Origin of the sequence: Eubacterium sp. An11, from assembly GCF_002161065.1 — a bacterium.
In the GTDB taxonomy this organism is placed as follows: domain Bacteria; phylum Bacillota; class Clostridia; order Lachnospirales; family Lachnospiraceae; genus Anaerobutyricum; species Anaerobutyricum faecale.
This window is the reverse complement of record NZ_NFLV01000001.1, coordinates 117640-135033: the sequence shown is the minus strand read 5'-3', so window position 1 is coordinate 135033 and position 17394 is coordinate 117640. Positions and strand designations below refer to the sequence as shown.

Genomic DNA, 17394 nt, shown 5'->3' with positions numbered 1-17394 from the left:
CAAATAGCTCTTTCTTTGCCGGGAAGTTCTCTAATCTTTTTTATAAAATCGTACTCTCATGGCCATGTCCCCCGGTACCCGCATGGTTACAAGAGCTGTATGATCAAATGCCTTTGCTTTTTTTACCTGCACGATTTCCGCCACGCACAATTTTTTTCCATCTCTTCCGAGACCGATTCCTTTTTCTCCTTCTTCCGGATATGGAAGAAATTCATAAGGAATCGTCACTTCTGCCATTCCGTTTTCCGCATTTTCATCTACGAGAAAAATCGCTTGTCCGGAACAGGAAGCCACGCAGAGACCACAGCCAATGCATGTTCCATCCTCTTCCACCTGAGGCAGCGCTGTGATATCTTCTCCGATACGGATACAGTGTTTCGGGCAGACATCCTGACAGGGGTTGCAGGGAATATTCTGGGTACATTCCATCACCGGGTGAATACCCACTTTATGTGTGACGCCCGGGAATCGTTCGATTTCCTCATCAGCCACATATCCCTTTTTCAGAAGAGTTTCCGAAAGCGGAATGCCTTCTTCCGTTGTCTTCAGTATTTTTCCTCTGTTTTCCGGAGCAAACATTCCTTTCCGAAGGCTCCCCAGCGATTCTTCCTGTTCTTGGATCTCCTCTTCGCTTTTCTTTTCATCTTCATATCCCAGATAGGAAGCTGCGGCAATGCCAGCCATCCTTCCTTCTATCATGGCTGAGCTTGCCTCCTCAATGCCCGAGACATCTCCCACCGCATAAATACCAGGAATAGAAGTTTCTCCATTTTCTTTACAAAGAGGCGTTGTCCCGTCATGCCCCGGCCTGTCATCCATTTTACATCCGGCCATTTTTAAAAGCTGTGCCATCGGTGACAATCCCACGGCCAGGCAGATGGTATCAACATCCAGATGTTTCTCTGTACCCGGGATAAACTGGAATTTCTCATCCACTTTCGCGATCACCGCTCCGGTCACCCTGTCTGTTCCCTCCGCCTTTACAACGGTGTGGGAGAGCCAGAAAGGAACGCCGGTTCTCGCCACCTTAGCGGCGTGAACACCATACCCGCCGATACGCGGAGCGGCGTCAACCAGAGCAGCCACTTCACATCCCGCCTGCAGAAGCTGATAACTCACCACCAAGCCCACATTTCCGGTTCCCACCATCAGGATCCGGCTGCCCGGACGGATTCCGTGAAGATTCATCATTGTCTGTGCCGCCCCGGCTCCAATGACTCCCGGCAATGTCCATCCATCGAAGTGTACCATATTTTCCGCCGCGCCCGTTGCAACGATAATGGCGTCTCCTTTATAATGATACATTGCATCTCCGATCTGAACGACGATCTCTTTATCCATATACAGTCCGGTCACTGTGGCATGAAGTACCACTTCCACGCCGGCTTCTGAAGCTTCTTTTAACAATTCCTGTCCAATGACATATCCCCGGATCCTCGCTTTATGTTCCCTGGAACCAAAAAACTTATGTATCTGTTTAAATAACTGGCCTCCCGGTTTTTCATTTTCATCAAAAACAATCACAGACATTTTTCTTTTTGCAGCTTCAATCGCAGCGGATAATCCCGAGGGACCGGCTCCTATTACGATCAAATCATAACGTTTGATCATTCTGCTCACCTCCCTGTCTGTCTTTCTTCATAAGGTTGTGCTGATACACCATACTGTGTTTCCACCTTCATCCCTTCCCGCAGCGGAGTGACGCAGGTTCTTGTATTCGGCACACCGTCAACTACCATGACGCAGTCTGTACACCTTCCAATCGCACAGAAAATGCCCCGGGGTTCATGTTTCTTTTTCGTGTATCGGTGTATCTGCACTCCGGCTGCCTTTAATGCCATGGCCACCGGCTCTCCTTCCTTTCCTTCTATTTCCCTGCCATCATAGGTAAATGTAACAGTTCTTCCTTTTTTGATTTCTCCCAGAATGGGGTGTCTTTTAATCCTTGCTTCCATACACTCCCTCTTTTCACCTTAAAATAGAAAGAAGTCTGTACGACTCTGTACAGACTTCCTTGCCTTTTTCTTTATTTTGTTCAGCACGCTCTTATTCTAGCAAGACTTATGCCATATGTATTGTAAAAAACGATACCATTTTCATCCAGGTATCATTTGCAGAAATTCTTTTTTGTGCGTATAATAAAAATACCAAATCAATAAAGGAGGTATTTTATGACACCAAAAGAATCTTCTTATGCTATTCAGGCCAAACGTATTATCGGAGAAATGAAACGGAGAAATTTTGAGGCATTTTACTGTCCAACCAAAGAGGATGCTCTCGCCAAGGCCATTTCCCTCATCGAAAAAGGTTCCGTAGTGGGCAGCGGCGGCTCTGCTACCATCAAAGAAATCGGTCTGCTGGATTACGTGATGTCCCATCCGGAGGACTATACATATATCGACCGTTCTCAGGCCAAAAATGACCAGGAGGCACGGGAATATCACGCCAAAAACATCCTTTCCGATTATTATCTCATGAGCTCCAACGCGTTTACTGCCGACGGACAGCTCGTCAATATTGACGGAAACGGCAACCGCGTCAGCTGTCTCTGTTACGGCCCAAAACATGTGATCATCGTGATGAGTATGAATAAAATGTGCGCTACCGTGGAAGAAGCCTGCGACCGGATACGCCAGCACGCCTGTCCGCCAAACGCCATCCGGCTGAATCTTGACACTCCATGTGCCAAAACCGGGTTCTGCGCAGAGTGTACTTCTACTTCTTCCATCTGCGCATCCTTTGTCACCACCCGCATGTCCCGTTATCCGGACAGGATCAAAGTAATCCTTGTGGGAGAACCTCTGGGATTCTAAGATTCGTTCTGTGCGGGGAACCATCGGATTTCAAGGATTATCTTCCCGGGAGGCCCCGGGATTTTAGGATTATTATTTCAGGAAAAGAGGAACAGCATTGAACATCGAAACCTTTACAGACATTGCCGCCCCGCTGGGCGTGCTGGGCGTAAAAATCACACAAAACGACCGGCTGACCGCCGAATGGTACAGCGAGCCGGACATTCGACGCAACATTTATTCCGCCACCAAAAGTTTCACTTCCTGCGCCGTGGGATTTGCCGTTCAGGAGGGACTTCTCTCTCTGGATGAAAAACTGGTGGACGCCTTTCCGGAAGACCTTCCGGACACGGTCAGCGAGAATCTGGCCAAATCCACCGTCCGGGACCTGCTGACCATGTCTCTCGGCGAGGAGAGGCCGCAGCTTATGGCGGAGCAGAGGGTTACCTGCCCAAAAGACGACTGGGTCAAAATGTCTCTGGCCTTTCCTCTGCCCCATGAACCGGGAACTCATTTTCTCTACAGCAACGTGGGACCATATCTGGCCGGCGTCCTTGTGCAGCGCCGGTCCGGCTGCGACCTGACTTCCTACCTGACGCCGAGACTCTTTTCTCACCTTGGTATCCGGAAGCCCACCTGGGAAATGGACCCTCTCGGATATTCTTTCGGCGCCGGCGGATTGTTTTTAAGCCTGTCAGAGCTGCACAAATTCGGTCTGTTTTATCTGAATAAGGGAAAATGGAACGGCCGTCAGCTTCTTTCCCCTGCATGGATCGACGAAAGTACCAGTCAGCAGGGCGCAGGCCCATACGGCTATCTGTTCTGGCGCGGCAAATATAACTCGTACCGGGCCGACGGAAAATACTGCCAGTATTCCATGGTCTTTCCGGATCAAAACGCCGTCATTTCCATGCTCTCGGAATGCCGGGACAGCAAAACTCTGATGAACGCCATCTACGAAGAACTCTGTCCGCAGCTGTAAAATATTTGCAGCCGGTATGCAGTGCCGGCAATTCCGGTAATCATCGTCATAATTTTTGTTATGATTTAAGCTCTGTTTCGTCAGGAGCATATCCTGTACAGAACAGAGCTTTTGTGTTTGACGGGCTGATACAGCTTTCGCTGCCATTTTTTCAATGTATCATCTCCTGCATTTTTGTTTTCCGGAGCAGATAGACAGTCAGCCCCAGATAAAGTATCAGCCCCATGAGTCGTTCCGGACCATAGCCCGAGATTGTCGACACCGCATCTCCTTCTCCCATCAACTCTGTTCCCATCAAACTGACAAAATTCATCATGGCATGATATACAATCGTCACCCAGATTGTATTACACCGCATATAAATAGCCGCAAAATAACACCCTACTCCAAATGCGCCAGCCATTTGTATCACCGCCGCACTAAAAGGGACTCCCGAAAAAATATTTGACAGATGCATCACCGCAAAAATTAAGCTGGAAAATATGACCACTTTATAAATAGTTGTTCTACTTTCTTTTTTGAATGACTCTCGCAATGTATTCAAAATCACGCCCCGAAAGATAATTTCCTCTGAAAATCCTGTGAGGAACATAGAGAAAATAAAAACTAACGCTCTGGACGATTCAATTAACTGGCCTGCTGAAAAATCTGATATGAAAAATAGTATAATCATAAGCAGCAGATAAACCCCTAAAAATCCTCCTGTCGCAATCCCCTTCCAAAAGGACTCCAGAGTTCCCTTTAATACGCTTTGTCTGTGTAAATATCCCATGATCAGAATTGCAAATATTGCACATATAATCTTAGGAATCAGTTCCAGATATGGAATATTATAAACAGCAGCCAAATTTTTCAGCGCCACACCTGATATTTTAGCCACAAGCACGTAACTTACAGCAATGGTCAGACAAGAGAGTATCTTTCTTCTATTCTTATATTCAGACATAGTGCTTCAGTCCTCCAGTATAAATAATTCTTCCACTGTGGTATTTAAGAACCTTGCCAGCCTCATGGCCAGTTCCAGTGTGGGATTATATTTATTATTTTCTATGGCGTTGATGGTCTGACGGGAGACCCCCAGGGATCTGGCCAAATCTTCCTGTCGCATTCCCTTTTCTTTTCGCAGTTTACGTATATTATTCTCCATCACAATGCTCCCATTCCAATATATGCCAGCGGTATAAACAGAATAATAAAAATACCAACAGCTATTCCACATAACAGAACAATACTATTGCGTATCCATCGCTCATCATCCACACTTCGTTTATAAATCTGTTCTGAGATAAAACGTACCAACGCCTGCCCCACAAGAATATATCCCGGCAGAACCACCGAAATCTTCAGAAAAAATCCTGCAATGACCCACACACAGAGCACAATCAACATAAACTTGTAAGCGCAAACCATACTCCGAACTAAAATATCCTGTTCCATCTCATCTAAATTCTTCCTTCTTCTCATAACAGCACCTCCTTGAAATGACAAAAGTTCTTTACATTTTGATTATATCATCCTTTCAAAAAATGTCAAAAACTTTTTACTTTTCATTTTAATAAATGCAGAAAATTCCTAAAAAAAACACCGGCTGCATTAAACTCCAAAAGATTTCTCTTCCGGTGCCACTCCACAGCCGGTGCCAATAATTTTATTTATCCTGCCCTTCTTTACCGGTCTCTGTCCCATAACCGGCTTTCCTCATGTCATTGATGAATTCTTCTTCCGTCAGCCCAAGCTCCAGGGCAGCATCCAATACCTCAAGCTTTCCGCCGGCAACCAGTCGATACAAATGCATCTTTCCTATCTGTACACCACGCTCTATCCCCTGCTCGATTCCCTGCTCTATCCCCTGCTCTATCCCCTGCTCGATTCCCTGCTCTATCCCTTGCTCGATTCCTTGCTCTATGCCGCACCTTATTCCTCTCTGCTCTAATCTTTCCGCGACATCACACATAGTCATCACCCCCTCTTTCTCAAAAGATAAAATACTGGCATATCTGTTATCTCCTGTCATTACAGACAACAGCTTCAGTACTTCATCCACATGTTGAATCATACGCTTATCATCAGGTACATAATCTTCATTTTTTCTCTTTTGAACGAAAAAATTCGCCACAATGCCAAAATCACTTTCAAACATGGCCAGCTGTTCTTCCGTCAGCCACGCGATATCAAACACGTGCATGCTGTAATCGCTGACATACTTGTCCAGATCCTCCGGGATATCCAGAAGTTCTTTGACAGAACAGGGTTCGTTCCATCTTTTCTCCGTTCCAAAATACAGCACCAAAGTAATGACCGGAACAGGCTTCCTCTTTTGCAACAGCTGCCGACGGTATGCTGCTCCGTCATATCCGATGACACGAAACGGCATATTCTTTTCAATGTCTGTCTGGTTCTCTATCCCAAACAAAGCCATGTGAATCTTTTGTTTCTTCCAGTATTTGGAGACATCCCTTTCCTGCTCATGGAGAACGCCATCATCCGCTTTATACTGCGAATGAACGGCTGCCGCCGTCAGATCATCCGGATCGATCCGCTGTCTTCCTTCCAGAACAAGAACATTAACGATATCCGCAAACACATCATTGTAATCTGCAAGTATCTTTTCAGATAAATCTTTTTGTCCCATAATATCCCTCCCTTCCCAGATACCTCGTAAAACAGGAGGAAATCCTTACAAGACTTCCTGCATCGATTATAGTTTTATATTATCATAAAAAATTAAAAAATACTATACTTTTTTTCTGCAAATTTGGGATTTGTAAAGGTGGTAGCAGCTATCCGCTCGGACAGACAATGACGCAAGGGCACATACGGATTCGCCCGACTCGACCCTCAGTCGGACTGACCAGGGGGATTATTGTAAAATGACTATCTCAGTCCTCCTTCACAGCTCGCGGTCGAAAGCCGTATGTGTCCAAAACGTCATTTGCCTGTTGAGAAGCCTCTGTACCACCTTTACAAAAATCCTGAGCTACGTTGACAAAACAGCAGGTTATGGTTACAGACGAATCAACTGATACCCAAATTTATGGTTGTATCTGTCTGGTATAAACCTGCAGAGCAAACCACACAGATAGCTCTTCTGTCGGTTTGAATCAGGTATTTATAATCCAGATGATGTTGAAGACAGGGATTTGCGGCACGATAGAATCGTGATAGAAAAACGAATCAGGGAAGATCGACGACGACTGTGAGCGCAGGCGTCGATGGTAATTACCAAAAAGGAATCCGGTTACCAGCCTGCCGAAGTGGAGGAGGAGACTTCCCTGACTGCGTTTTTCTATGATACATACAAAGCCGCAAATCCCGTCTGTCTATCCATACCCGGATAATTTCAAAACATACAGATTCAAAGCGACAAATCCCAATTTAATAAGAAAAAATCCTGCAAAGCAGAATTCTCCGCCTGCGGCGGGTCGCGAAAGCGGCATCTTCCTATCCGCCGCAGTGCGATCCTCGCGGAGCGTTTTTTATTTCATAGGAGTACAATTTCCTATGAAATAAAAAAATGCTGCCACACAATTTTGTATGACAGCGTTTTTCTTCTGATATTATATTGAGACGTATACCGATATTTCTCTATTTTACTGAAGCATATACCGGATATTTCTCCGTCAGCCCTTTTACGATGGCTTTCGCTTCATCCAGTTTTCCATCGATGATGGTCAGCTTGATGGCTTCGGCAATCTGTACCATGTCATCTTCTTTGAGACCGCGGGAAGTTACCGCCGGAGTACCGATGCGGAGTCCGCTGGTCACGAACGGAGACTTCGGATCATTTGGTACGGTGTTTTTGTTACAGGTAATGTGTACAGAATCCAGTAATTTTTCCATGTCTTTTCCTGTCAGATCCATCTTGCGCAGGTCCACAAGCATCAGGTGGTTGTCGGTTCCGCCGGATACAATGTCAAATCCTCTCTCCATCAGAGCGGAAGCCAAGGTGGAAGCGTTCTTCACGATCTGTTTCTGGTATTCTTTAAATTCCGGGGACAGCGCTTCTTTGAAGCATACTGCCTTGGCAGCGATCACATGCATCAGCGGGCCGCCCTGGATTCCCGGGAATACCGCCTTGTTGAAGTTATATTTTTTATTTACTTCTTCGCTGGATAAGATCAGGCCGCCCCTTGGTCCGCGGAGCGTCTTGTGTGTGGTAGTTGTGGTCACATGCGCGTATGGAATCGGGCTCTCGTGAAGACCTGCCGCCACAAGACCAGCAATGTGGGCCATATCCACCATGAGAACTGCGCCCACTTCATCGGCAATCTCACGCATTTTTTTGAAGTCGATCTTTCTTGCGTAAGCGCTGGCGCCGGCAATGATCATTTTCGGCTTACATTCCAGAGCGATCGCTCTCACATTATCATAATCAATGAAGCCCTGGTCGTTGACACCGTACGGTACACAGTGATAGTTCTTACCGGACATGTTGACAGGACTTCCGTGGGTCAGATGTCCGCCGTGGTCAAGGTTCATACCCATGTAGGTGTCTCCCACGTTCATCACAGCAAAAAATACCGCCATATTGGCCTGGGCGCCGGAGTGCGGCTGTACATTGGCATACTCACAGCCAAACAGCTCTTTCGCTCTCTCGATGGCAAGATTCTCCACCACGTCCACATACTGGCATCCGCCGTAATATCTTTTTCCCGGATATCCTTCCGCATATTTATTGGTCAGATGGCTGCCCATGGCTGCCATCACTGCCTCGGATACGAGATTCTCGGAAGCGATCAGCTCCAGATTATCTCTCTGACGGCCAAGTTCTCCTTCCATCGCAGCGGCAACTTCCGGATCAGCAGCTTTTACATAATCAAAACTAAACATTTTTTCTCCTCCGTATCTGATAGATCAGCGAGTTTCATTAACAAAATCGCTTTCAAGTATAGCATAGGGAAAGCGCACACGCAAGTTTTCCCTTTATAATATCTCAATCACTTCCCGCACATTGGAAACTCCCAGTATCTGGATTTTATCCCGGAAACTATCCTCCAGAGACTCCTCGTTGGTCTTTGGAATAATGCAGCGGGTAAATCCCATCTTGATGGCTTCTGTAAGACGCTGTTCCACGAAACTGACGCCGCGGACCTCACCGGTAAGTCCCACCTCTCCAAAAATCATTGTTCCCGGATGAACCGGAAGATTCCGGTAACTGGAAATGACTGCGCAGATGATCCCCAGGTCAATGGCCGGCTCTCCCAGCCGCATACCGCCGGCCAGATTCACGTAGGCGTCACAACCACCCAGCTGCATACCGGCCTTTTTTTCCAGCACCGCCAGAAGCAGATTGACTCTGTTATAGTCAATCCCCACGGAGGTCCGCCGCGGCATGTTAAAACTTGTAGGCGAGACAAGAGCCTGAATCTCGATAAGCAGAGGTCTTGTCCCCTCCATGGAACAGACCACCACTGACCCGGAAGCATCCAGCGGTCTTCCGTCCAGCATCACTTTTGAAGGGTTGGATACTTCATACAGCCCTTTTTGTTTCATCTCGAAGACACCGATTTCGTTGGTGGAGCCAAACCGGTTCTTGACTCCACGGAGAATCCGGTACACCGCATTCTGCTCTCCCTCAAAATACAGCACCGTATCCACCATATGCTCCAGGGTTTTTGGTCCGGCTACCACGCCTTCCTTGGTGACATGGCCCACGATAAATACCGCGATTCCCTCTGTTTTCGCCAGCTGCATCAAAATAGAGGTTACCTCCCGCACCTGACTGACACTTCCTGCTGCCGATGTGATCTCCTCACTGGACATGGTCTGCACAGAGTCCACCACCACCATATCCGGTTTCCTTTCCCGCAGCACGGATGCCGCCACATCAATGTCTGTCTCACAGAGCAGGGAGACCTCTTTCTCAAATCCTCCCAGCCGGTCGGCCCGCATCTTGATCTGCTTTAAGGATTCCTCTCCGGAAACATATACCACATCTTTCCCGGCGTTGGCCAGATTCCGGCAGATCTGCAGAAGCAGGGTGGATTTGCCGATGCCAGGATCTCCGCCCACCAGGATGAGAGACCCCTTCACAATTCCTCCGCCCAGCACCCGGTTCAGTTCCGGGATTCCGGAATCCATCCGCTCCTCTTCCTCCATGGAAACTTCAAATAAACCGGTCAGCTTCTGGTGCGGCACTGCTCTGGCAGACCTGCCTCTGGCTGCAGGCACCGTCCGCTCTTCCACCAGGGTATTCCACTGATGGCACCCCGGACACTGCCCCATCCATTTGGCAGATTCATAGCCGCATTCTTTACAGAAAAAAACAGTTTTTGTTTTTGATTTTGCCATAAAATCCATTCTCCATTTATTATGATTTCCATAAACATAAGGAAAGAATCCCGGTACCGGGATTCTTTCCTGAAACAGCTTTATAATTTAACTACGTTGACCTTCGCGGTCTCTCCTTCGTTCATCTCAATACTGAAGTCGATCTTACCTCCCAGACTGGACTTCATCTTACCGATGTTCGTGTCATCCACAAACACCTTGTACTCTTTCTCCGGCTCCAGCTCCAGAGTGATATGTATATCATCTGCCGCTTCCACCTGGAAAGTAAGCTGACGTTCCGTCTCCTTAAAATCATGTACAGCGGAACCCGGAACAGATTCATACACTACCCCGCCATTCTTCTCCAGACGGGTAATCTCCTTAAATGTCTTCACCTTGTATACAGAATCCTGGAACTTGAAATCTGCCAGCTTGGTCTTAGCCTCCAGACTGTAGTCACCAAAACTAATACTGCCATTCTCTTCTGTTCTCAGTAATTCTTTTACGTTAGCCATAATTATCCTCCTACCTGCGGCGAAAGGTACATCCCCTCCGCCTCATTTATCCAACAGCTTTCAGTTATCCTTATTATACAGGAATTATACACTTTTGCAAATATTCATTTTCATAAGAATGTCACTATTCTGAAAATACTGTTCCCCTGCACCGGACTGTCCTTCAGAAACACAGCACTGAATTATCAGGGAAAATGCCGGTCAGCCGGCAGACAGATAATTTCCGCCGCTCCATTCGGCCTTGCCGCGCTGACTTCATTTTCCCTTCCCGGCAATCCTTCCGCGCCGGTCCGGATGCGTCGGGTCTTCTATCCTTCTATCACTACTTTACCGTCTTTCATTCCCAGAGTGACCTGGCTTCCGGCCTTGATATGTCCTAACAGGAATTCATCAGCCAGGAAGTCTTCCAGCTCATTCTGGATGGTCCGGCGCAGCGGTCTGGCGCCATACTGCGGATTATATCCCTTTTCCAGAATATAATCCTCCACCTCTTCTGTCACGGAGAGTGTGAATCCCGGTGTCTTTTGCACTCTGTCTGCCAGCTCTTTGATCAGCAGACGGACGATCTTCTTCTGCTGTTCTTTCTCCAGGGTGTGGAAGACCACAATACCGTCAATTCTGTTGAGAAATTCCGGCTTGAAAATCTGTTTGACTTCTTCCATAACACGATTCTTCATCTTCTCATGATCCTGCCCGGCATCGGAATGGGTGGTAAATCCCAGATTCTTCGGTGCCATGATCCGCTGCGCGCCCGCATTGGACGTCATGATGATCACCGTATTCTTGAAGTCAACCTTACGTCCGTTGGAGTCAGTGATCTGACCATCGTCAAGAACCTGCAGCAAAATGTTAAACACGTCGCCATGGGCTTTCTCAATCTCATCAAACAAAAGGACCGAATACGGATGTCTGCGCACCTGCTCGCTGAGCTGTCCGCCCTCTTCATATCCCACGTATCCTGGCGGAGAACCGATAAGCTTGGACACACTGTGCTTCTCCATATATTCGGACATATCAACCCGGATCATGGCATTCTCATCGCCAAAAAGCGCCTCTGCCAGTGCCTTGGAAAGCTCTGTCTTACCCACGCCGGTCGGTCCAAGGAACAGGAAAGAACCGATAGGACGCTTCGGATCCTTCATACCCACACGGCCTCTCTTGATGGCTTTTGCCAGAATACTCACCGCTTCATCCTGACCGATGACTCTCTTTTTCAGCTCTGTTTCCAGAGACAAAAGTCTCTGTGACTCGGTCTGGCTGATTCTGGTCACCGGGATCTTGGTCCAGTCAGAAACCACGGCAGCCACATCATTTTCCGAAACAGTGATATTTCTGGACTCTTTTGCCTGATCCCACTGTTCCTTCAGTTCCTGGGCCTTTGCCTGTGCCTTCTGCTGTTTGGTATTATTGAACTTGGCCCTCCGGATATTTCCTTCCATGAGAGCTTCCTCTTTTCTCTGGCTGAACTTTTTGGCCTCTTCCTCTGCCTTTTTTAAATCATCCGGCATGGTAAACAGACCGACCTTCTTTCTGGAAGCCGCCTCATCCATCACGTCGATAGCCTTGTCCGGCAAAAACCGGTCGCTGATATATCTCTTGGAAAGAGCAGCCGCTGCCTCCAGGGCCGCTGCTGTATAGCGCACATGATGGTGTTTCTCAAACTTTTCTTTCAGCCCTTTTAAGATGGCGACGGTCTCCTCCACCGTCGGCTCCTCCACCGTAACCGGCTGGAATCTCCGCTCAAAGGCTGCGTCCTTCTCTATATATTTGCGATATTCCTCGCTGGTGGTGGCTCCGATCAGTTGCAGCTCGCCTCTGGCCAGAAACGGCTTTACGATATTGGAGGCATCGATAGCCCCCTCGGCTCCTCCTGCCCCGATCATGGTATGAATCTCATCCACAAACAGCAGGATATCGCCCCTGTCCATAACTTCCTGGAGCAATCCTTTGATCCTTTCCTCGAACTCACCCCGGTATTTGGATCCCGCAATCAGTCCCGGCAGATCAAGGACCATGACCTTCTTGCCCTTAAGCATCTCCGGAACCTCTTCTCTGACAATCCACTGGGCCAGACCTTCCACAATGGCAGTCTTGCCCACGCCGGGCTCTCCCACCAGACAAGGACTGTTTTTGGTCCTGCGGCTCAGGATCTGAATGACCCTCTGCAGTTCCTTCTTCCGTCCTATGATCGGGTCCAGGCTGCCATCCTTTGCCTTCTGGGTCAGATCCTCGCAGAAAGCCTCCGTCATGGAAGACTGTCTTCTCTTCTTCTGTCCGGTCAACGCCTGGTATTCCTTCTGGGCTCTTGAAGCATCCACGCCCAGAGTCACCAGCACATCCACATAAATGCGCTTAAGATTCACGTTGAGCCCCCGCAGAAGACGGATGGCGATGCAGTCCGTCTCCTTGAGCAGTGCAAGCAGAATATGTTCACTGCCAATCTTCTCCGCGTGAAATCTTCCTGCCTCCGCCGCGCTGTTTTCAAGAATCTCCTCCGCCTTCGGGCTGTATCCGAAAAACGCTGCCTTCTCATTATCTCCCAGCGCCGCTGACTGTCCCAGCACTGCATTAAAAAACGTCTCATAAGACACGCCGTTCTCCGCCAGCACTCTGCCGGCCAGAGAATCTTCCTGGGACAACAGTCCCAGCACCAGATGCTCCGTCCCCACATACTTCTGACGGCAGGCTTTCGCGTCTTCCTCTGCCCGTTCCAGGGCACGGGACGCATATTCGTTGTATTCTCTATTCATAAAACCTCACCTTATTTCACAATAGATGAAATGTATCATACATTTCCCCGACAATTTGTTTCATTTCTTCCTTTGTAATCTCCTTGCATATGGCCTGGGCGACGATCATCTGCATATAATTGTTGATCTTTTCAAGCTCAGCCTCCTTGCGGTTCTTCTCCACAGAGACAATGGCGCCCTTTCTCCGGTCAAGCTTCAGATAGCCCTCCTCCCGGAGGATGGCATACGCTTTATTCACGGTGTGCATGTTCACTCCCAGGTCCTTCGCCAGATTCCGCACGGAAGGAAGCGAATCCCCGTCATGGAGCCTGTCCTGCGCAATCTCCATCACAATCTGGTTGCGAAGCTGTATATATATGGCTTCCGGACTGTTAAAATCTATCTCTATCAGCATGCTTTCACCCTTTCATTTTCATTTGTAAATTCAAGTACGCTGTCGGCGTACCTGCCGCCAGGTGCGCGCTCCGAAGAATCTTTCATCTGCGCGCCTCTGCGATCCGCCGGAGGCTCAACTTTCAGCAGGGGACACCCAAGCTGAAAATTGTCTGTGTTATATAGACTATATCAATTAGCTCAAAAAATCAAGAAAAAAACGCACAGAATACCGCTTTTTGTCTTCACAAAAGCAGTAATTTCCATGCGTTTGTGTCTATTCAGGGTCTTTTATCTGTCAATCCTGTATCTTTCACTCTGAAGACAAAATCTGGCAGTACAAGATATCCAGCGCCTCTCTGGCAGCCGCCTGGCGGATGGCCATCCGGTCTCCTCCATAAAAACATCGCTTGACGATCGTCTTTCCTTCCACCGTACAGCCGATATACACCAGACCCACCGGTTTTTCTTCTGTGCCGCCGTCGGGACCGGCAATGCCGGTGACCGCAATGGCCGCGTCAGCTCCCGCCGCCCGGGCTGCGCCCTCGGCCATCTCAATGGCTGTCTGACGGGATACGGCGCCATATTTCCGGAGTGTCTCCTCTTTTACTCCAAGAAGCTTCATCTTCGCCTCATTGGAATACGTAATATAGCCTTCTTTGTATACTTCTGAGATACCCGGAGCATTGACCAGCGTCCCCGCGATCAGTCCCCCTGTACAGGATTCCGCTGTGGTAACGGTCAGCTGCCTTGTTCTTAAAATTCTTTCGATCTTCTTCTCCACCGGTATCTCCACGATTCTTCGGCCTGAACTCATGGCTATTCCTCTCCTCCCTCTTTCAGGACATCAATATTCTTGGCCAGATAATCCACCAGAGACACAATGGTCAGGATTAAAGCGATGTAAACCAGAACCTGTTCGATGACAAAGGCCACCGGACCGCCAAAATCCGCGATGAGAAGGATAATAGCAAACATCTGGAAGTTCGTCTTGAACTTGCCCCAGTAGCTGGCGGCAATCACCACGCCCTTGTCGCTGGCCACCAGACGGAAACCGCTGATGACAAACTCTCTGGCAATAATAATGATGACAATCCACGCCGGCATGCTCTCCGGCCTTGTTACGATCAGACAGATAAACGCGGAGCAGGTCAGGATTTTATCTGCCAAAGGGTCCATAAACTTTCCGAAATTCGTCACGAGATTATTTTTTCTGGCAATCTGTCCGTCCAGAAAATCTGTGATACTGGCCACGCAGAACAATACCAGCGCGATCCATTTCGCATATCCATGAGGCACGATGGAGGAGTCCACCAGCATAAAAAATACAAAAAACGGAACCAGAATCATCCTGAGTATCGTCAGCTTATTCGGTAAATTCATCTTCATAAATAACATCTCCCATCAAATCATATTCGCTTGCACCCGTAATGCGCACCGGGACAATATCTCCGGAAATCATTTCCTCCTCTGAACGGACGAATACATTTCCATCTACCTTCGGCGCATCCATATAGGTCCTTCCCACATAAATATCTTCTTCGTATAAATACCCTTCGATCAGAACGGACATTTCTTTTCCCACCATGGAGGCTGCCTTTTCGGCGCTGATCTGCTGCTGCAGCTCCATGACAGCATCCCGGCGGGCTTCCTTGCACTCCTCGTCGATCTGTCCTTCCATGTCCGCCGCTTTTGTTCCCTCCTCCGGCGAGTAGGTAAATACCCCCAGCCGGTCAAAACGCATCTGCTCCACAAAATCTTTCATGCGTTCGAATTCTTCTTCTGTCTCTCCCGGGAAGCCGGTTATGAGCGTCGTCCGCAGAATGATATCAGGGATCTCCCTCCGAAGTTTCCCGATCAATTCCGTCAGCTCCGCCCGGTCTGTCTTTCTTCCCATTCGCTTCAGGATACTGTCTTCGCTGTGCTGGATCGGAATATCCAGATAATGACAGATCTTCTCTTCTTCTTTCATCACCTGAATCAGCTCATCGGTGATCTCCTCCGGATAGCAGTAAAGAATCCGGATCCAGTCAAGTCCCTCAAGTCCGCAGAGTCTGTGCAGAAGTTCCGGCAGCATCTTCTTTCCATATAGATCCATTCCGTAGACAGTTGTCTCCTGGGCGATGAGGATCAGCTCCTTTGCCCCGCCTTCCACCAGTCTTCCGGCTTCGTCCAGCAGATCTTCCATCGGAAAACTGCGGTACCGTCCCCGGATATACGGAATAACACAGTAAGTACAGCGCTTATTGCAGCCCTCCGCAATCTTTAAATAGGCAGTATAACTTCCCGTTGTCACCATCCGTTTATCGGAAAGAGACGGCGTCAGCAGATCAATGGACGGACAGCAGACCAGAGGATGTTCCTCTTCTGTCTGCGCCTCTTTCAGCAGGGCGTCAAGCACCGGCACGATCTCCGTATATCCGCTGATGCCAATGACCGCATCCACTTCCGGAAGCTCTTTTGCAATTTCGTCTTTGTATCTCTGGGCCAGACAGCCTGTGATCACCAGCGCCTTCAATCTGCCCTTTTCTTTCCAGGAAGCCATCTCAAGGATCGTCTCAATACTCTCCTCTTTGGCGTCATGGATAAAACAGCAGGTATTGATGACGATGGCGTCGGCCTCCGCTTCCTCTTCCACGATGGTATATCCGCCTTCCGCCAGAAGCCCCAACATTTTTTCGCTGTCTACCAGATTCTTGTCACATCCCAGAGAAATCATTAATACATTTTTCATTTATTCATTCATCCTCAATGCCGCTTCCACACAGTTATGCATCAGCATGGCGATGGTCATCGGACCCACACCGCCCGGAACCGGGGTAATGGCGCTTACTTTCTCAACAACACTGTCATAATCCACGTCTCCGCAGAGCTTATTGTTTTCATTGCGGTGGATTCCCACATCAATGACAACCGCTCCTTCCTTCACATAAGAAGCATCAAAAAACTTCGGTTTTCCAATGGCTGCCACCAGAATATCCGCTCTCTGGCAGATTTCCTTTAAGTTCCGGGTGTGGGAATGACAGATAGTCACTGTTCCATTCTCCCTAAGCAGAAGCATGGCCATCGGTTTACCCACAATGTTGCTCCGCCCTACAACCACGCAGTCCTTTCCCTCAATCCCGATGCCGGAACGCTTGAGAAGCTGGATGATACCCGCCGGCGTACAGGAGACAAATCCCGGTTCCCCGATGGAAAGGGCTCCCACACTCTGCGGATGAAAACCGTCCACATCTTTTTTTGGAGAAATGGCCTCAATCACCTTCTTTTCATCCATATGATCCGGAATCGGAAGCTGGACCAGAATACCGTTGACGCTGTCGTCTTTGTTCAGCTGATCGATCAGGATCAGAAGTTCTTCCTCCGTAGTCTCCTCCGGAAGCTCATAAGCTCTTGACTCTATGCCGATATAGGCACAGGCTTTCTTTTTATTTCCCACATAGACCGAGGAAGCCGGGTCATTCCCCACCTGAATCACTGCCAGACAGACAGAGATGCCGTCCTCCTTCATGCGGGCAACCTGCTCCTTCAGCTCTTCCTTGATCTCTGCGGAAATCTTCTTTCCGTCAATTCTCATTGCCATATTCTTCACTCTTTCTGTTCTGAATTTTCGTCGCCGCCTGCCCGTGCAGGCAGGATATTTTATGATACAACACTTTTATCCATTCGTAAAGGCAATTCCTGGTATAATCCACATTCACCGCCTTTTGGCT

17 protein-coding genes are annotated in these 17394 nt (G+C 48.4%); 2 read left to right on the top strand and 15 right to left on the bottom strand.

The genetic code is table 11. The features are described 5' to 3' along the window. Window positions 1–30 precede the first annotated feature (30 nt). On the bottom strand, window positions 31–1608 hold the full coding sequence (locus tag B5E53_RS00545) for an FAD-dependent oxidoreductase (protein WP_087312193.1): 1578 nt from the start codon (window positions 1606–1608) through the stop codon (window positions 31–33). Window positions 1609–1616: 8 nt separating this feature from the next. Further along, on the bottom strand, window positions 1617–1955 hold the full coding sequence (locus B5E53_RS00540) for a (2Fe-2S)-binding protein (RefSeq protein ID WP_087311712.1): 339 nt from the start codon (window positions 1953–1955) through the stop codon (window positions 1617–1619). A gap of 216 nt (window positions 1956–2171) precedes the next feature. Here B5E53_RS00540 and B5E53_RS00535 point away from each other — a divergent pair, with 216 nt between their 5' ends. Then, entirely contained in the window at window positions 2172–2813 is a 642-nt protein-coding gene (locus B5E53_RS00535; RefSeq protein WP_087311710.1) for a lactate utilization protein, read from the top strand. A gap of 97 nt (window positions 2814–2910) precedes the next feature. After that, window positions 2911–3774, top strand: coding sequence for a serine hydrolase (locus B5E53_RS00530; protein WP_087311708.1), 864 nt, complete (start codon window positions 2911–2913; stop codon window positions 3772–3774). Window positions 3775–3925: 151 nt separating this feature from the next. Here B5E53_RS00530 and B5E53_RS00525 read toward each other — a convergent pair whose 3' ends face one another. The 13 genes from B5E53_RS00525 to folD form a co-directional block, all read right to left on the bottom strand. Continuing rightward, entirely contained in the window at window positions 3926–4720 is a 795-nt protein-coding gene (locus B5E53_RS00525; RefSeq protein WP_087311706.1) for a type II CAAX endopeptidase family protein, read from the bottom strand. A gap of 6 nt (window positions 4721–4726) precedes the next feature. After that, a complete protein-coding gene (locus B5E53_RS00520) occupies window positions 4727–4921 on the bottom strand; it encodes a helix-turn-helix transcriptional regulator (RefSeq protein WP_087311704.1) in 195 nt (64 codons plus the stop codon). Then, window positions 4921–5238: a hypothetical protein gene (locus B5E53_RS00515; RefSeq protein WP_087311702.1), complete on the bottom strand. Its 318-nt coding sequence runs from the start codon at window positions 5236–5238 to the stop codon at window positions 4921–4923. The genes B5E53_RS00520 and B5E53_RS00515 overlap by 1 nt, the downstream gene beginning before the upstream one ends. 184 nt (window positions 5239–5422) lie before the next feature. Beyond that, the gene (locus B5E53_RS00510) at window positions 5423–6406 is read right to left on the bottom strand and encodes an Rpn family recombination-promoting nuclease/putative transposase (protein WP_242963459.1); all 984 of its coding nucleotides are present in this window, start codon (window positions 6404–6406) and stop codon (window positions 5423–5425) included. A 953-nt stretch (window positions 6407–7359) separates the two neighbouring features. Further along, entirely contained in the window at window positions 7360–8604 is a 1245-nt protein-coding gene (gene glyA / locus B5E53_RS00505; RefSeq protein ID WP_087311700.1) for a serine hydroxymethyltransferase, read from the bottom strand. 93 nt (window positions 8605–8697) lie between these two features. Further along, entirely contained in the window at window positions 8698–10065 is a 1368-nt protein-coding gene (gene radA / locus B5E53_RS00500) for a DNA repair protein RadA (RefSeq protein ID WP_087311698.1), read from the bottom strand. A gap of 80 nt (window positions 10066–10145) precedes the next feature. Next, window positions 10146–10559: an endosialidase gene (locus tag B5E53_RS00495; RefSeq protein WP_087311696.1), complete on the bottom strand. Its 414-nt coding sequence runs from the start codon at window positions 10557–10559 to the stop codon at window positions 10146–10148. A gap of 308 nt (window positions 10560–10867) precedes the next feature. Beyond that, the gene (locus B5E53_RS00490) at window positions 10868–13309 is read right to left on the bottom strand and encodes an ATP-dependent Clp protease ATP-binding subunit (RefSeq protein ID WP_087311694.1); all 2442 of its coding nucleotides are present in this window, start codon (window positions 13307–13309) and stop codon (window positions 10868–10870) included. A 16-nt stretch (window positions 13310–13325) separates the two neighbouring features. Further along, the gene (locus tag B5E53_RS00485; RefSeq protein WP_087311692.1) at window positions 13326–13703 is read right to left on the bottom strand and encodes a GntR family transcriptional regulator; all 378 of its coding nucleotides are present in this window, start codon (window positions 13701–13703) and stop codon (window positions 13326–13328) included. Window positions 13704–13994: 291 nt separating this feature from the next. Further along, window positions 13995–14498, bottom strand: coding sequence for a CinA family protein (locus B5E53_RS00480; RefSeq protein ID WP_087311690.1), 504 nt, complete (start codon window positions 14496–14498; stop codon window positions 13995–13997). 2 nt (window positions 14499–14500) lie between these two features. Then, on the bottom strand, window positions 14501–15064 hold the full coding sequence (pgsA, locus tag B5E53_RS00475) for a CDP-diacylglycerol--glycerol-3-phosphate 3-phosphatidyltransferase (RefSeq protein ID WP_087312191.1): 564 nt from the start codon (window positions 15062–15064) through the stop codon (window positions 14501–14503). Next, entirely contained in the window at window positions 15048–16415 is a 1368-nt protein-coding gene (gene rimO / locus B5E53_RS00470; RefSeq protein ID WP_087311688.1) for a 30S ribosomal protein S12 methylthiotransferase RimO, read from the bottom strand. Before rimO ends, pgsA begins: the two co-directional genes overlap by 17 nt. Then, the gene (gene folD, locus B5E53_RS00465) at window positions 16416–17264 is read right to left on the bottom strand and encodes a bifunctional methylenetetrahydrofolate dehydrogenase/methenyltetrahydrofolate cyclohydrolase FolD (RefSeq protein WP_087311686.1); all 849 of its coding nucleotides are present in this window, start codon (window positions 17262–17264) and stop codon (window positions 16416–16418) included. It lies immediately after the preceding gene. Window positions 17265–17394 lie beyond the last annotated feature (130 nt).

Bases quoted from the DNA above. Each gene is read 5' to 3' on its own strand.
- B5E53_RS00540 (WP_087311712.1), bottom strand. From the start codon at position 1,955: ATGGAAGCAAGGATTAAAAGACACCCCATTCTGGGAGAAATCAAAAAA.
- B5E53_RS00535 (WP_087311710.1), top strand. From the start codon at position 2,172: ATGACACCAAAAGAATCTTCTTATGCTATTCAGGCCAAACGTATTATC.
- B5E53_RS00525 (WP_087311706.1), bottom strand. From the start codon at position 4,720: ATGTCTGAATATAAGAATAGAAGAAAGATACTCTCTTGTCTGACCATT.
- B5E53_RS00520 (WP_087311704.1), bottom strand. From the start codon at position 4,921: ATGGAGAATAATATACGTAAACTGCGAAAAGAAAAGGGAATGCGACAG.
- B5E53_RS00515 (WP_087311702.1), bottom strand. From the start codon at position 5,238: ATGAGAAGAAGGAAGAATTTAGATGAGATGGAACAGGATATTTTAGTT.
- B5E53_RS00510 (WP_242963459.1), bottom strand. From the start codon at position 6,406: ATGGGACAAAAAGATTTATCTGAAAAGATACTTGCAGATTACAATGAT.
- glyA (WP_087311700.1), bottom strand. From the start codon at position 8,604: ATGTTTAGTTTTGATTATGTAAAAGCTGCTGATCCGGAAGTTGCCGCT.
- radA (WP_087311698.1), bottom strand. From the start codon at position 10,065: ATGGCAAAATCAAAAACAAAAACTGTTTTTTTCTGTAAAGAATGCGGC.
- B5E53_RS00495 (WP_087311696.1), bottom strand. From the start codon at position 10,559: ATGGCTAACGTAAAAGAATTACTGAGAACAGAAGAGAATGGCAGTATT.
- B5E53_RS00490 (WP_087311694.1), bottom strand. From the start codon at position 13,309: ATGAATAGAGAATACAACGAATATGCGTCCCGTGCCCTGGAACGGGCA.
- B5E53_RS00485 (WP_087311692.1), bottom strand. From the start codon at position 13,703: ATGCTGATAGAGATAGATTTTAACAGTCCGGAAGCCATATATATACAG.
- B5E53_RS00480 (WP_087311690.1), bottom strand. From the start codon at position 14,498: ATGAGTTCAGGCCGAAGAATCGTGGAGATACCGGTGGAGAAGAAGATC.
- pgsA (WP_087312191.1), bottom strand. From the start codon at position 15,064: ATGAATTTACCGAATAAGCTGACGATACTCAGGATGATTCTGGTTCCG.
- rimO (WP_087311688.1), bottom strand. From the start codon at position 16,415: ATGAAAAATGTATTAATGATTTCTCTGGGATGTGACAAGAATCTGGTA.
- folD (WP_087311686.1), bottom strand. From the start codon at position 17,264: ATGGCAATGAGAATTGACGGAAAGAAGATTTCCGCAGAGATCAAGGAA.